A 13,193-nucleotide genomic window follows, 5' to 3' on the forward strand; every position below is an offset into this window, starting at 1 on the left:
CCCGGTGGCTGACTATGGTGAATGCTGTCTTTGGATCTCCAACAAGAGAACAACATGAGCCAGACATCCTTCGAAATCCGCCAGGCCGCCGTGATCGGCGCCGGCACCATGGGCCGCGGCATTGTCATGTGCCTGGCCAATGCCGGCGTTTCAGTGCAATGGGTCGACAACAATCCGCAGATGCTCGAGCAGGCGCTGAAGACGGTGGCCGATACCTATGCGCACAACGTGCGTCAGGGGCGGATCGATCAGATCGAGGCCGATGCGCGAATCGCCCGGGTCAGCACGGCGGCGGATTATGTGGCGATCCGCAATGTCGATCTGGTGATCGAAGCGGTGTACGAGAATCTCGAGCTCAAGCAGAAGATCTTCCGTGAGCTCGATGGCTTGCTGAAGCCGGAAGCGCTGCTGGCGAGCAATACCTCGGCGCTGGACATTGATGCAATTGCCGCCGCGACACGACGGCCGACTCAAGTGCTGGGCCTGCATTTTTTCAGTCCGGCGCACATCATGAAATTGCTGGAAATCGTCCGTGGCGCGCGAACCTCGCCAGCCGTGCTGGAAGCGGCGCTCGAGCTGGGCAAGCGCATGGGCAAGGTCAGTGTGGTGTCGGGCAACTGTCACGGTTTCATCGGCAACCGCATGCTTCATCCTTACGTGCTCGAGGCGCGCAAGATGCTGCTCGAAGGGGCCTGGCCACAGCAGATCGACGCGACGTTGCAGGGCTTCGGTTTTGCCATGGGGCCGTTTCGCATGTACGACGTGGTTGGCATCGATCTGGAGTGGCGTGCCCGGGAGCTGGCCGGCAAGGGCCAGGACGCGCCAGAGGTCCAGGTGGATAACCGTTTGTGCGAGCTGGGGCGGTTCGGGCAGAAATCCGGTAACGGCTATTACCACTATGAACCGGGCAGTCGTCAGGCCGAGCATGACCCCGAGGTCGACGCGCTAGTGTTGAGCGTTAGCGAAGGTCTGGGGTTTCATCGCCGTGACATCGGCTCCGAGGAGATCCTTGAGCGTTGCCTTCTGGCGTTGGTCAACGAGGGCGCGAAAATCCTGCAGGAAGGGATTGCCGAGTCGGCCCATGACATCGATCAGGTTTACCTGAACGGCTATGGCTTCCCGGCAGAGAGAGGCGGGCCGATGGCCTGGGCGGATGATCAGGGGCTGGCAGACATTCACAAGCGGTTGCTGGCGCTGGAAACGCGGCAAGGTGATCAATGGCGGCCGGCGCAACTGATTGGCGAGCTGGCGGCGCGAGGAAAAGGTTTTTACCTTTAGACTGGGCCGATCACTCAAGGAATCGACACTGATGTCCAACCCGATGCCGCAACGCGCCGATTACCCGCATTTCCAGCCGATCACCACGCGCTGGCACGACAACGATGCCTACGGTCACGTCAATAACGTCACCTACTACAGCTTTTTCGATACGGCCGTTAACACCTACCTGATTCAGGTGGGTGGCCTGGATATTCATGATGGCGAGGTGGTGGGTTTTGTGGTGAGTTCGTCTTGCGATTACTTCGCCTCGATTGCGTTTCCGGATCGGATTGAAGTCGGTCTGCGAGTCGGCAAGCTCGGTAACAGTTCGGTGCAGTACGAGCTGGCGGTGTTCAAGGCTGACGAAAGCGAAGCCTGCGCGGCGGGGCGTTTCGTGCATGTGTTCGTTGATCGTGCATCGAATCAGCCGGTGGCGATCCCTGCGGGGTTGCGCGGAGCGCTGGAGCGGCTGGCGGTTTGACAGGCAAAAAAAATCGCAGCTCGGGGGAGCTGCGATCTGGCTGTACCGGCAACGAGGTCAGGCCTCAGTCGCGGTAGTAGCGGTGGTGCTTGCGATGGCCGTAGGCGTGGCCGCGACCATGGTGGTAGTCACGGTAGTAGCGACGATCATCACGGCCGCGATCATAACGACGGTCTTCGCGATTGCTCTCGTTGCCCATGTAGTTACCCAGCGCGCCACCGGCGCCGCCACCTGCTGCGGCGCCGATCAGGCTGCCGGTGGTGCCGCCCATGCTGCGGCCGACCACGTTACCGCCGGCTGCGCCCAGCGCACCGCCAATGGCGGCTTCGCCACGGCTGTGTTTGTTGGCGCCAACCGCGCTACCACCCGCGCCGCCCAGGGCCGCGCCAATGGTTGAACCTGTGCTGCCGCCCAAAGACTGACCGACGACCGAGCCAAGAACCCCGCCCAATGCGCCGCCCACACCTGCTTCGGTGGTGCCTCCGGCAGAAGCGAAGCCACTGACCAGGCCAAGGGACAACAAGAGAATCTGGGAGAACTTCATAGAGGAGCCTCAAAGGGATGACGGCGCGATCCTGAGGCTGTGTAACAAGGCTGACAATCGAAATCCGACGAATAACACGACCTGTATACAATTATGCAAGTTACTGATTTTTGGATGGAACTTAACCGATTTTGGCCGGTCTTTAGCTACTTCACAAAGGCCGCTTTTATGCAAAAGCGGCCTTTTTTGTGGGCGTAGAAAAGTTTTGTATCAGGCCGACTTGGCCATGATCAGCCCCGTCTCGCTCGCCGCTTCCAAACGAATGGCGATGAACTTCGACGTCGGCGTATGGCTGCCGTCCCCGGTGCTTTCCAGCGGCACCAGCGGATTCACCTCTGGGTAGTAGGCAGCTGCCTGACCCGCCGGAATATCGAACGCCAGCAGCGTGAAACCCTTCACCCGGCGCTCACGGCCATCGTCCCACAGCGACACGATGTCAGCCTTCTGCCCCGGTTTGAAGCCCAGGCGAATGATGTCTGCCTCGTTGGCGAACAGCACGTCACGCTGTCCCTTCACACCGCGATAACGGTCGTCGAGACCATAAATCGTGGTGTTGTACTGATCGTGAGAACGCATCGATTGCAGGATCAGGTCCGGCAGTTTGCCGGTGGCGCGGGTGCGCTCGTGGATCAGGTCCTTGGGCAGCATGTTTGGCTTGAAGTTGGCCCGGCCCGACGTGGTGTTCCACTTGCGCGCGCCGGCGCTGTTGCCAAGGTAGAAACCGCCCGGGTTCTTGACCTTCTCGTTGAAGTCCTTGAAGCCCGGGATGGTGTCGGCGATCAGTTCGCGGATGCGCCGGTAGTCGGCCACCAGCCAGTTCCAGTCCACCGGTTTGCTGCCCAGGGTCGCGGCGGCGATGCCGGCGATGATCGACGGCTCCGAGCGCATCTGGTTCGACAGCGGCTGCAACTGACCGTTGGAGGCGTGCACCATGCTGAACGAGTCTTCCACGGTGACGGCTTGCGGGCCTTCGGTCTGGATGTCGATGTCGGTACGGCCCAGGCACGGCAGGATCAATGCGTCCTTGCCGTGGGCCAGGTGGCTGCGGTTGAGCTTGGTGCTGATCTGCACGGTCAGGTCGCAGTTGCGCAGGGCCTGGAAGGTGCGCGGGCTGTCCGGCGTAGCCTGGGCGAAGTTGCCGCCCAGACCGATGAACACCTTGGCGCGGCCTTCGGCCATTGCGTGAATCGCTTCGACCACGTTGTGCCCGTTGTGGCGCGGCACCTTGAACTGGAATCGACGCTCCAGGGAATCGAGAAACGCCACCGGCGGACGCTCGTTGATGCCCATGGTGCGATCGCCCTGCACGTTGCTGTGACCGCGCACCGGGCACAGACCGGCGCCGGGCTTGCCGATGTTGCCGCGCAGCAGCATCAGGTTGGCGATTTCCTGGATGGTCGGCACCGAGTGGCGGTGCTGGGTGATGCCCATCGCCCAGCACATGATCACGTTCTTGCCTTTGGCGTACATGCGCGCCGCTTGCTCGATCTCGACCAGGGTCAGGCCGGACTGCGCGACGATCTGCTCCCACGGCGTGTCATCGACGACACCGAGGTATTCCAGGACGTTGACGCTGTGTTCATTGAGGAAGTCGTGATCGAACACTGCCGGCGCACCGGCCTTCTGCGCATCGCGCTCCCATTGCAGCAGGAATTTGGCCATGCCGCGCAGCACCGCCATGTCGCCGCCCAATGCCGGGCGGAAGTACGCGGTGTTGGTTGGCTTGTCGCCGTTGGTGAGCATCTCGATCGGGTGCTGCGGGTGCTGGAAACGTTCCAGGCCGCGCTCTTTCAGCGGGTTGATGCAGACCACCTGAGCACCGCGTTTCACCGCCTCACGCAGCGGTTCGAGCATGCGCGGATGGTTGGTGCCGGGGTTCTGGCCCCAGACGAAAATCGCATCGGCGTGTTCGAAATCGTCGAAGGTCACGGTGCCTTTACCGACACCGACGCTTTGTGCGAGCGCCACACCGCTGGCCTCGTGGCACATGTTCGAGCAGTCGGGGAAGTTGTTGGTGCCGAAAGCGCGGACGAACAGTTGATACAGATACGCCGCTTCGTTACTGGCACGCCCCGAGGTGTAGAACTCGGCCTGGTCCGGACTCGACAACGCCTGCAGGTGTTTACCGATCAAGGCGTAGGCATCATCCCAGCTGATCGGCTTGTAGCGATCGGTTTCGGCGTCATACACCACCGGCTCGGTCAGACGGCCCTGATATTCGAGCCAGTAGTCGCTCTGCTCCAGCAACGAGGTGACGCTGTGTTTGGCGAAGAACTTGCCATCGACTCGACGTTTGGTTGCTTCCCAGTTGACCGCTTTGGCGCCGTTCTCGCAGAACTTGACCATGCCGCTTTCCGGCGAATCGCCCCAGGCGCAGCCCGGGCAATCGAAGCCGCCGTTCTGGTTGGTCTTGAGCATCATGCGCAGGTTTTTCAGCGCGTTGTCGCTGGTCAACCAGGCCTGGGCCACGCTGATCAGTGCGCCCCAGCCGCCCGCTGCGCCCTTGTAGGGTTTGTAGCGCGGGACGGGTTTCTGGTCGGCTTGATGGTGTTGGCTCACGGGTGTTTCTCCATTTCTGGGCTATACACCCGCGGCGCGTTTTTCTGCGGCAGGTGGATGAGATTGAGGTTGTGGCGACGGGCCCATTGCACGGCGAGGCCGGTGGGCGCGGACAGACTGACGAGGGTCTGGATCCCGGCGCGCAGGACTTTCTGGATCAATTCGAGGCTGCAGCGGCTGGTGACAATCGCCAGGCCGCCGGTTGTGGATATCTTTTGCCGGATCAGGCCACCGATCAGTTTGTCGAGAGCGTTGTGTCGGCCGATGTCTTCACGGCCCAGCAGCAATTCACCGCTGGCATTCATGAACACCGCCGCGTGCACCGCGCCACAATGCTGGCCGAGCGGCTGGAACGCGCCGATGCGCTGGCGCAGACCGTCGAGCCATTCGACCGGCGGCAAAGGCGCGCCGGGCAAGACCTTGAGATCGGGCAACGCCTGTTCCACCGCCTCCACACCGCACAAGCCGCAACCGCTGGTGCCGGCCAGTTGCCGACGTTGCTGCTTGAGGTTCCAGAAGGCGCGATTGGCGATGGTCACCTGGGCGTACTGCGCCGAGCCTGAACCGGTCAGTTGCAGGTCATAAATGTCAGTGGCGTCTTCGATGATGCCGCTGCCGAGGCTGAAGCCGACGATGAAGTCTTCGAGGTCGGTCGGTGTCATCAGCATCACAGCCTGGCTGATGCCGTTGTAGGCAATCGCCAAGGCGACTTCCTCGGCCAGCGCGGTGCTGGCCGACTCCGCCAGGGGCAGGTCGCTGTAGCTGTAGGTCTGACTGGCGGCGGGCGCGGGCGTTTCGAGTGCAGGCGCCGCGCAGGCCGGGCGCTTGGCGTTCATGGCATCACCGACGGATTGATCAACGTTAAGACTAGGCGCGGCAACTTGTCGCGTCTAATCGCTAGTGTCGATCTATCGATAGATGCCGTCGATCAAGCGGCCGCTGGCGATTTCTGATACAGCGCGAAACAGGCCTCGGCCAGCGCCGAACGCGGGGCGCCACGGCGCATGATCAGGCCCAGTCGGGCGAGGGTCTGGGCGTTTTCGATAGGTTGCAGCCGCAGGTGATCGGTGAGGCTTTCGAGGCCGCCGTCCAGCGGCATGATCGCGCAGCAGAATCCGCCGTGCACAGCTTGTAACAATTGATGCACGGCGTCGGTCTGCAACAGTGGCTGCGGTGTCAGGCCGCGGCTGTGGAAGTTATGGTCTATGGACTGGCGAAAGTGCATGCCGCTGGTGAGCATGCCCAGCGGCAGTTCGATCAGCGCCTGCCAGCTCAGCGGTGGCTCGCCGAAACTGAAGGAGCGCTGATCGTAGAGCAGGCCCATGCGGGTTTCGTCAAAGGCCAGGGATTCGAAACGTTCGTTGTCGAGACGATCCAGATAGGACACGCCGATGTCGATCCGGTTGTCCGCCAGTTGTTCGAGGATCTGCTCGGAGCTCAGTGCCGACAGTTCGAAACGCAGCTCCGGGTGTGCAGTGTGCAGGCGTTGCATCAGCGGCAGCGGATCGAAACTCGACAGCGGCACGACCCCCAGGCGCAGGGTGCCGATCAGGTTGCCGCGACAGGCTGCCGCTTCCGCCTGCAAGCCGTCATAAGCCGCCAGTACGGTACGGGCCCAGGCCAGCACGCGCTCGCCTGGCGCGGTAAAACCTTCGAAGCGCTGACCGCGATTGACCAGCGGCAGATCGAGTTCTTCTTCGAGGCTGCGCAGACGCATCGACAGGGTCGGCTGGGTGATGTGGCAGCGGGCGGCGGCCTGGCCGAAGTGGCGGGTTTCGTCGAGGGCGATGAGGAATTTCAGCTGCTTGATGTCCATCTTCGCTCCGGGGCGCTGGCAAGGGTGGGCGATTCTACCGCTTGCGCGGGGGCAGGGTCATTGGTCGGGCCGGAACCGGCGGGGTTCGGGGTGGTCTAGGCTTGGGCGTCTGGAACTTAAATCAAGGAGTGTGCGCTATGAGTCTTTTGAGCTTTGTTAAAGAGGCCGGTGAGAAGCTGATCGACCTGCTGACCCCCGGCAACGCCAATGCCAGCGAGCAGTTGAAGGAACACATCAGCAAGGTCGGGTTGGGCAACCCGAATGTCCAGGCCACCGTGGACGGCGACAAGGTGACGGTCACCGGCGAGGTGGCGAGCCAGGAAGAGAAAGAGAAGATTCTGCTGGCCGTCGGCAACATCGAAGGCGTGGGCAGTGTCGATGACCAGATCACCGTGACCGGGCCGGTGGTGGCCGCCGCACGTTTTGTGGTGGTAAAAAAGGGCGACACCCTCAGCGCGATTTCCCTGGCGGTGTACGGCAATGCCAACCAGTACAACAAGATCTTCGAGGCCAACAAGCCAATGCTCAAGGATGTGAACAAGATCTATCCGGGGCAGACGCTGCGTATTCCTGACTAATCTTCGAAACCGCAATCGCGAGCAGTCTCGCTCCCACACAGGAATGCATTTCCATTGTGGGAGCGAGCCTGCTCGCGATGGGGACGATGCGGTCTATAGGCCCGCAATCAAATCCCGATAATCCTCGACCGCCGCAAATTCCGCCGTGTCCTTCGGCCCCTTGCGACTGTCCGGTTCCTTCACCGCCAACAGATGCGCCACCCCGAAATCCCGTGCACTGCGCAGGATCGGCAGGGTGTCGTCGATGAACAGGCTGCGCGCCGGGTCAAAACCGATATCGGCCTGCAAGGCATCCCAGAACTGCGGGTTCTCCTTGGGGAATCCGTAATCGTGAGAGCTGATAAGCCGCTCGAAGTAGGGCGCCAGTTCAACCCGCTCCAGTTTCAGCGACAGCGAGTCACGGTGCGCATTGGTGATCATCACTACGCGTTTGCCGGCTCGCTTGATCGCCGCGAGAAAGGTGTCGGCGTCCGGGCGCAACGCGATCAGGTGGGCGGTTTCCAGTTTCAGTTCACGCACCGACAGCTTCAGTTCCGCGCTCCAGAAATCCAGGCAATACCACTGCAATTGACCGGCATGGCGCTCGAACAACGGCTGCAATTCCATTTCCGCCATGGCCCGGCTCACGCCATGCAGTTCGGCGTAGCGCTGTGGCAGGTGTTCCAGCCAGAAGTGGTTGTCGAAGTGCAGATCCAGCAACGTGCCGTCCATGTCCAGCAGAACGGTATCGATGTCGGACCACGGTAATGAAGGCATGGCAACGTCTCGAACGGTAGAAAGATATCCGACACAAACAATCGGAAAAGCCGCGTTATAGTAGCGCGTTCACGCCAAGGAGCTTTGCATGCGCCAGAAACCAACCGTACTCGCCCGGGAAATCGTCGCCACCAGCCGTCTGTTCTGTGTCGAAGAGCTGAAGCTGCGCTTTTCCAACGGCGTGGAGCGCACCTACGAGCGGCTGGTGGGCAAGGGCGCCGGTTACGGCGCGGTGATGATCGTGGCCATGCTCGATGCCGAGCACGCGGTACTGGTCGAGGAATACTGCGGCGGTACCGACGAATATGAACTGTCCCTGCCCAAAGGGTTGATCGAACCGGGCGAAGATGTACTGGCGGCGGCCGAGCGTGAGCTCAAGGAAGAGGCAGGCTTTGGCGCGCGGCAGCTGGAACACCTGACCGAACTGTCGTTGTCCCCTGGTTACATGAGCCAGAAAATCCAGGTGGTGCTTGCCAGCGATCTCTATGAAGAGCGACTGGAAGGCGATGAGCCGGAGCCGATGCGGGTGGACAAGGTCAATCTGCGGGACCTTTCGGCGCTGGCGCAAAATCCGCAATTTTCCGAAGGTCGTGCCCTGGCGGCGTTGTACCTGGCCCGCGATCTGCTGACCCAGCGCGGCGTTTTCCAGTCATGAGTGAGATGTCGATGAGTTTTCCCCATCCGATGATGGCGCCAGTGGTTGAGCTGGCACTGCGAGCCGGCGAGGCGATCCTGCCGTTCTGGCGCGCCAATGTGGCGGTCACCGCCAAGTCTGATGATTCGCCGGTAACCGCGGCGGACCTCGCCGCGCACCATGTGATCGTTGCCGGTCTGACCGCCCTGGATCCGAGCATCCCGGTGTTGTCCGAAGAGGACGCCAACATCCCGCAAAGCGTGCGCGCTGGCTGGCAGCGCTGGTGGCTGGTGGATCCGCTGGATGGCACCAAAGAGTTCATCAGCGGCAGCGAAGAGTTCACGGTCAACATCGCCCTGATCGAAAATGGCCGCGTGGTGTTCGGGGTGGTTTCGATGCCCACCAACGGACGTTTCTACGTCGGCGGTGCCGGGCTTGGTGCCTGGCGTGGCGAAACGGGCGGCACGCCGGTGGCGATTCGGGTGCGTGACGTGCCTGGCCCTGGCGAAGCATTCACAGTGGTCGCCAGCCGCCGTCATTCGAGCCCGGAACAGGAACGTTTGCTGGCCGGCTTGAGTGCAAGCCTTGGTGAGTTGCAACTGGCCAACATCGGCAGTTCGCTGAAGTTCTGTCTGTTGGCCGAAGGTGCGGCGGATTGTTATCCGCGACTGGCGCCGACATCCCAGTGGGACACGGCGGCGGCGCAGGGTGTGCTGGAAGGTGCCGGCGGCGAGGTCCTGGATTTGAACGGCGATGCGTTCTGTTATCCGCCGCGGGAATCGTTGCGCAACGCGTTCTTTCTGGCACTGCCGGCGAAAGCGGCGTGGCGTTCGAAGTTGCTGGAACTGGCCCGTTCGTAAGCGCGTTCCCGTACTCGGGAACGCTCAGCCTTCAGCGGTGCAGCACGTACTGCCCGCTGAAGGTCACCGCCTCCTCATCGCTGCCCGCATTGACGATCCGTGTCTGCAGGGTCAATCGAGCCCGCCCGTAACGCTGATACATCGCCAGGAATTTCTTCCACACGGCTGCACTCGGCGCCGGGCAGATCGCGATGGCATCGCCGGTCACCGGCAGCGGATAACTGATCTGTCCTTCCTGAATGACGATGTGTCCGTCGTCGATGCCTTCTTCCTTCAAACGCAGATGCAGCCAGCCCCAGCCGGCCAGCACCGCGCCGCAATACAGACTGCCGCCGAACATGGTGCTCTTGTGATTGACGTTGGCTTCCAGCGGCAAGTGCAGGCGCAGTTGCTGTTCGTGCCAGTCGAGTACCTTGAGACCCATGTCCCGGGTCAGCGGGATGTCGTGATGGAGGACGGATTCCAGATAATGGCTGTCGTGCTTCATTCGGATTCGTCTCCATGGTTGCTGCTGTCGGCGAAGTTCAGACCGTGCTTGCGCAGTTTGTCGTGCAGGGTCTTGCGCGGAATGCCCAGGGCTTCGGCGAGGCTGCGCACCGAGCTGTGCGAGCGGGCCAGCTCGGCGGCGATCAAGGACTTCTCGAAATGTTCCACCTGTTCACTGAGGCCACCGCCGGTGACTTCGATGGTCGCGCTGCCGCCGTCGGACTGAGTGTTGTCCAGCGCCAGCTCCAGGCCGAGGGCGAAACGCTCCGCCGCGTTCTGCAATTCCCGCACATTGCCCGGCCATGCGTGGCGCAGCAGCAGCGCCCGTTGCGCCGGTTGCAGCTCATGCGGTGGCAGACCGTGGCGGGCGCTGGCTTCATCGGCATAGTGCTGGAACAGCACCAGCGCGTCTTCGCCTCGTTCACGCAGTGGCGGGATGCGCAGCGGCGCGACGTTGAGGCGGTAATACAAGTCCGCCCGGAACCGTCCTTGATCGGCGGCCAGGCGCAGGTCTTCCTTGGTCGCGGCGATGACGCGGATGTCCAGCGGGATCAACTGATTGCCACCCAGCCTTTCGACGACCCGCTCCTGCAGCATGCGCAGTAGTTTGACCTGCACATCCATGCTCATGCTTTCGATTTCATCGAGGAACAAGGTGCCGCCATTGGCGAATTCGAACTTGCCGATCCGGCGTTTCTGCGCCCCGGTGAAGGCGCCGGGCTCATGACCGAACAACTCGCTTTCCACTACCGATTCGGCCAGTGCCCCGGCGTTGATCGCCACGAACGGGCCGTTACGCCGGCTCGACAGATCGTGCAGGGCGCGGGCGACGACTTCCTTGCCGGCGCCGGTTTCGCCGAGGATCAGGACGTCGGCCTTGGTCGCGGCCAGTGCGCCGATCTGCTCGCGCAGGCGTGCCATCGGGGCCGAGTGGCCGACCAGTCGGGCGCTCAGTTCGTTGCGGTCACTCAGGGCCATGCGCAGGCTGCGGTTGTCCAGCACCAGACGCCGCAGGGCCAGTGCGCGGCGCACGCTGTCGAGCAGGGCGTCGCTGGCGAAGGGTTTTTCGAGGAAGTCGTAGGCACCGGCGCGCATGGCCTGCACGGCCAACGGCACGTCGCCGTGGCCGGTGATCAGCAGCACGGGCAGCTCGGGATCCTGAGCGTGAAGTTCATGGAGCAACTCAAGACCGTCCATGCCAGGCATACGGATGTCGCTGACCACCACCCCCGGCCAGTCACGCTCCAGTTGGGCGGCCAGGCCTTTGGCTTCGGACAATGGAAGGATTTTCAGGCCGGCCAGATCCAGCGTCTGGCCGAGGGCCTGACGCAGGTGCGGATCGTCGTCGATCAGCACCACCTGAATGCGGTTGTCGATGGTCATGCACTTCGATCCTCGGACGGTTGCAGGCTGACCCCGGGCGCGCCGGCGCGCAGCCGCAGGGTGATCAAGGCGCCACCTTGCTTGTGGTTGGCGAACGACAATTCACCACCGAAGGCGCGCATCAGGGTTTCGCAAATGGCCAACCCCAGACCAAGGCCCTGAGTGCGGGTCTTGGTGGTGTAAAACGGCTCACTGGCGCGGCCCAAAGCCTCCATGCAGAAACCCGGGCCGTTGTCGCGAATGTACAGATTGACGCCCTCGCCGGTGGATTCGGCACTCAGCCACAATTTGCGCGGCGGGCCTTTCTCGGTCAGGGCATCGAGGGCGTTGGCCAGCAGATTGCCGAGGACCTGGCGCAGGCGGGTTTCCCCGGCCTCGACCCACAAGGTTGCGGCGGGCAGGTCGCGGATCAGCTCCACATCCATGCTCCGGCGACGTTTGGCCAGCAGCGCCAACGCATCGTCCAGTGCAGGTTGCAGGGCCACGCTTTCCGGGGCGTGACGATCGCGGCGGGCGAAGGCGCGCAGATGAGCGATGATCGACGCCATGCGCCCGGTCAGTTCGCTGATCAACTTGAGGTTGCCGCGGGCATCTTCAGTGCGCTGATGGTCAAGCAGCACTTCGGCGTTTTCCGCGTAACTGCGGATTGCCGCCAGCGGTTGATTGAGCTCGTGGCTGATGCTCGCCGACATGGTGCCCAGCGCCGACAGCTTGCCGGCCTGCACCAGATCGTCCTGTGCACGCACCAGTTCCTGTTGGGCCTGTTCGCGCTCCAGCACTTCCTGTTTCAGACGCCGGTTGAGTCCTTCCAGATCGCTGGTGCGTTCGGCGACCCGGCCTTCGAGTTCTCGGCGCGCCTTGGCTTCGAAAGCGATCCGTTCCAGGTAATGGCGACGGCGCTGCATCATCAGTCCGAGCAACAGCATCACTACCAGCAACGTCGCGCCGCCGACGGCCACCACGGTGCGCACCGGACGGTCGATCAGCGTGCGCGGCGCAAGAATGCTCACGCTCCAGCCGGTTTCTTCGATATCCCGGGTCTGGATCAGCCAGGCGCTCGGGCTGAGGTTCAATGGACGCGGCTCGCGGGTCGGATACGGCTGGATCGCGGTGATTGCCGAGCGTTCGTCGCCACTCAATGGGCGGGTCGAGCGGAAGCGCCATTCCGGGCGCGACGTAAGGATGACCACGCCGTTGTGATCGGTCACCAGCAGTTGCTCAGGGGTTTTGCCCCACAGACTTTCGGTGTGGTCGAGGTCGACCTTGATCACCAGCACACCAATGATTTTTTCGCCGTTACGCACCGCAGCGGCGAAGAAGTAGCCGCGCTTGGCAGAGGTGGTGCCCAGGCCGAAGAAGCGGCCCAGGCGCCCGGCCATGGCTTCACTGAAATAAGGCCGGAACGAGAAATTGCGCCCGACGAAACTGTCGTGCTTGTCCCAGTTTGACGCCGCCAGCGTCCGGCCGGTGGTGTCCATCAGGTACATGACTTCGGCGCCGGTCTGGGAAGCAATGTTCTTCAGCAGGCGGTTGGCGTTGCCCTGGGTGACGCCGTCGTCCGGCGCACCGATGATCGCCCGCAGGGCCGGCAGATCCCCGAGGATCTGTGGCAGCACTTCGTAGCGATGCAGGGTGCCCAGCAGGTTGGCGACATAGAGGTCTAGGGTCTGGCGGTTCTGCCCGATCAGTTCGCTGCGGTAGTAGCGCTCGGCCAGATGCTCCAGCGGCCACAGCAGCGGGGCCAGGCACAGGGCCAGCAGGGCGAGGCTGCGCCAGCGGGGGCGGCGGGGAAGGGTCGGAGTCATGAGCATCGGGCGCCTGTGGATACAGGCGCAT

At 62.6% G+C, this 13,193-nt stretch carries 13 protein-coding genes; 5 read left to right on the forward strand and 8 right to left on the reverse strand.

Annotation, left to right across the window (positions count from 1 at the left end):
* The first annotated feature begins 54 nt into the window (after positions 1-54).
* Together DXT77_RS17920 and DXT77_RS17925 are read left to right on the forward strand one after the other, a co-directional pair.
* Positions 55-1,278: a 3-hydroxyacyl-CoA dehydrogenase gene (locus DXT77_RS17920; protein ID WP_119428623.1), complete on the forward strand. Its 1,224-nt coding sequence runs from the start codon at positions 55-57 to the stop codon at positions 1,276-1,278.
* A 31-nt stretch (positions 1,279-1,309) separates the two neighbouring features.
* Entirely contained in the window at positions 1,310-1,741 is a 432-nt protein-coding gene (locus DXT77_RS17925; RefSeq protein ID WP_158593099.1) for a thioesterase family protein, read from the forward strand.
* A gap of 64 nt (positions 1,742-1,805) precedes the next feature.
* Here DXT77_RS17925 and DXT77_RS17930 read toward each other — a convergent pair whose 3' ends face one another.
* From DXT77_RS17930 to DXT77_RS17945, 4 genes are all read right to left on the reverse strand, one after another.
* A complete protein-coding gene (locus DXT77_RS17930) occupies positions 1,806-2,285 on the reverse strand; it encodes a glycine zipper domain-containing protein (protein WP_085712724.1) in 480 nt (159 codons plus the stop codon).
* Positions 2,286-2,495: 210 nt separating this feature from the next.
* Positions 2,496-4,844: an FdhF/YdeP family oxidoreductase gene (locus tag DXT77_RS17935; protein WP_119428624.1), complete on the reverse strand. Its 2,349-nt coding sequence runs from the start codon at positions 4,842-4,844 to the stop codon at positions 2,496-2,498.
* Positions 4,841-5,680: a formate dehydrogenase accessory sulfurtransferase FdhD gene (fdhD, locus tag DXT77_RS17940; protein WP_119428625.1), complete on the reverse strand. Its 840-nt coding sequence runs from the start codon at positions 5,678-5,680 to the stop codon at positions 4,841-4,843. Before fdhD ends, DXT77_RS17935 begins: the two co-directional genes overlap by 4 nt.
* A 92-nt stretch (positions 5,681-5,772) precedes the next feature.
* Positions 5,773-6,660 carry a LysR family transcriptional regulator gene (locus tag DXT77_RS17945; RefSeq protein ID WP_119428626.1) on the reverse strand — a complete coding sequence of 296 codons (888 nt, stop codon included), beginning with the start codon at positions 6,658-6,660 and terminating at the stop codon, positions 5,773-5,775.
* 137 nt (positions 6,661-6,797) lie between these two features.
* Between DXT77_RS17945 and lysM the strand changes: the two genes are divergently transcribed.
* Positions 6,798-7,238, forward strand: coding sequence for a peptidoglycan-binding protein LysM (lysM, locus tag DXT77_RS17950; protein WP_065257779.1), 441 nt, complete (start codon positions 6,798-6,800; stop codon positions 7,236-7,238).
* Between the two features lie 93 nt (positions 7,239-7,331).
* On the opposite strand, the gene yrfG is transcribed toward lysM, so the two are convergent.
* Positions 7,332-7,994 (reverse strand): GMP/IMP nucleotidase, encoded by a 663-nt coding sequence (yrfG, locus tag DXT77_RS17955; RefSeq protein WP_119428627.1) that lies wholly within the window; start codon positions 7,992-7,994, stop codon positions 7,332-7,334.
* Positions 7,995-8,082: 88 nt separating this feature from the next.
* On the opposite strand from yrfG, the gene nudE reads away from it, so the two are divergent.
* Together nudE and cysQ are read left to right on the forward strand one after the other, a co-directional pair.
* Positions 8,083-8,649, forward strand: coding sequence for an ADP compounds hydrolase NudE (nudE, locus tag DXT77_RS17960; protein WP_119428628.1), 567 nt, complete (start codon positions 8,083-8,085; stop codon positions 8,647-8,649).
* Between the two features lie 5 nt (positions 8,650-8,654).
* On the forward strand, positions 8,655-9,488 hold the full coding sequence (gene cysQ / locus DXT77_RS17965; protein WP_119428629.1) for a 3'(2'),5'-bisphosphate nucleotidase CysQ: 834 nt from the start codon (positions 8,655-8,657) through the stop codon (positions 9,486-9,488).
* A gap of 31 nt (positions 9,489-9,519) precedes the next feature.
* Here the strand turns inward: cysQ and DXT77_RS17970 are convergent, their stop codons facing one another.
* From DXT77_RS17970 to DXT77_RS17980, 3 genes are read right to left on the reverse strand one after another with little or no spacing between them, the layout of a single operon-like run.
* Positions 9,520-9,975 (reverse strand): YiiD C-terminal domain-containing protein, encoded by a 456-nt coding sequence (locus DXT77_RS17970; protein ID WP_119428630.1) that lies wholly within the window; start codon positions 9,973-9,975, stop codon positions 9,520-9,522.
* Complete coding sequence (locus DXT77_RS17975; RefSeq protein WP_119428631.1) at positions 9,972-11,357, reverse strand: sigma-54 dependent transcriptional regulator; 1,386 nt, start codon at positions 11,355-11,357, stop codon at positions 9,972-9,974. Before DXT77_RS17975 ends, DXT77_RS17970 begins: the two co-directional genes overlap by 4 nt.
* A complete protein-coding gene (locus DXT77_RS17980) occupies positions 11,354-13,162 on the reverse strand; it encodes an ATP-binding protein (protein WP_119428675.1) in 1,809 nt (602 codons plus the stop codon). Before DXT77_RS17980 ends, DXT77_RS17975 begins: the two co-directional genes overlap by 4 nt.
* Positions 13,163-13,193 lie beyond the last annotated feature (31 nt).

Source organism: Pseudomonas sp. 91RF, from assembly GCF_003576265.1.
GTDB lineage: Bacteria > Pseudomonadota > Gammaproteobacteria > Pseudomonadales > Pseudomonadaceae > Aquipseudomonas > Aquipseudomonas kribbensis.